The 1,360-nt window shown below is 71.6% G+C and carries 1 protein-coding gene and 1 pseudogene; both read left to right on the top strand.

Annotated elements, in window-relative coordinates:
• Nucleotides 1-100, top strand: a pseudogene (locus tag SCWH03_RS28200) (50S ribosomal protein L32); the annotation flags it as partial.
• 6 nt (nucleotides 101-106) lie between these two features.
• On the top strand, nucleotides 107-1,294 hold the full coding sequence (locus tag SCWH03_RS28195) for a GTP-binding protein (protein WP_173267754.1): 1,188 nt from the start codon (nucleotides 107-109) through the stop codon (nucleotides 1,292-1,294).
• Nucleotides 1,295-1,360 lie beyond the last annotated feature (66 nt).

Raw genomic sequence — 1,360 nt, 5'->3', positions numbered from 1 at the left:
CCCTCAGCTGGTGACCGTCACGGTGGACGGCGTGCCGTACCGGGTCCCGCAGCGGCTGGCCAGGGCGTACGAGCGCGGTCTGCTCCGCCCCGAAGGCTGACGGCGGATGGCCCACGACCCCTCGCCGCGCCTTCCCGTCACCGTGCTGTCCGGGTTCCTCGGCGCCGGCAAGACCACCCTGCTCAACCACGTCCTGACCAACCGCGAGGGCCTGCGCGTCGCCGTCATCGTCAACGACATGAGCGAAGTCAACATCGACGCCGCCCTCGTCCGCGGCGGCGACGCGTCGCTGTCGCGGACCGAGGAACGCCTGGTCGAGATGACCAACGGATGCATCTGCTGCACCCTGCGCGACGACCTGCTTGAGGAGGTGGACCGGCTGGCGCGCGAGGGGCGCTTCGACTACCTCCTCATCGAGTCCTCCGGCATCTCCGAGCCCATGCCGGTCGCCGCCACCTTCGCCTTCGCCCGCGACGACGGAGCCACCCTCGGCGACCTGGCCAGGCTGGACACCATGGTCACGGTCGTCGACGCCGTCAACTTCCTGCCCGAGCTGGACGGTGGCGACGAACTGGCCGCACGGGGCCTGGACCAGTACGAGGACGACGAACGCACGGTCAGCGACCTGCTGATGGACCAGATCGAGTTCGCCGACGTCATCGTGCTCAACAAGCTCGACCTCGTCGACACCCGGTCCGCCGACCGGCTCGGGGCCGCCCTGGCCCGCCTCAACCCGGCCGCCCGGATCGTGCCTGCCGTACGGGGCCGCGTCCCGGTCGGCGAGATCCTGGGCACGGCCCGCTTCGACCTGGAACGCGCCCAGCAGGCCCCGGGCTGGGTACGGGAACTCAACGGCGACCATGTCCCCGAGACCGAGGAGTACGGCATCTCCTCGACCGTCTTCCGCTCCACGCGGGCCTTCCACCCCGGACGGCTGTGGACGTTCGTCACGCGGACACTGGACAGCGGGGCCCACGGGCAGGTCCTGCGCTCCAAGGGCTTCTTCACCCTGGCCAGCCGGCCCCAGGTGACGGGCCTGTGGTCCCAGGCCGGCTCCGTGGCGCGGTTCGAGCCCTCCTCCGCCCGCAACACCGACCACCCCCACGCCCAGGAACTGGTCTTCATCGGCACCCATCTGGACACGGCAGGGCTGCGGGCAGCCCTGGCCGACTGCCTCATGCGGGAGGGCGAGCCTCCGCCCGCCTCCGACCCCTTCCCCGCCTGGGAGACCTACGGCTTCGACGAGAGCTGCGCGCACGAGCACGTCCCGCTCGGCGGCCTGACGGGGCACTGAGACTCCGGGCCGGACGGTGGTCGCAGCCACGGCACCGTCCGGCCCGGTACACAACTGTGGAGGCCG

This window comes from Streptomyces pacificus, assembly GCF_011766325.1.
Lineage (GTDB): Bacteria > Actinomycetota > Actinomycetes > Streptomycetales > Streptomycetaceae > Streptomyces > Streptomyces pacificus.
The sequence above is the reverse complement of the archived record's forward strand: the minus strand, read 5'-3'. Positions and strand labels throughout refer to the sequence as shown.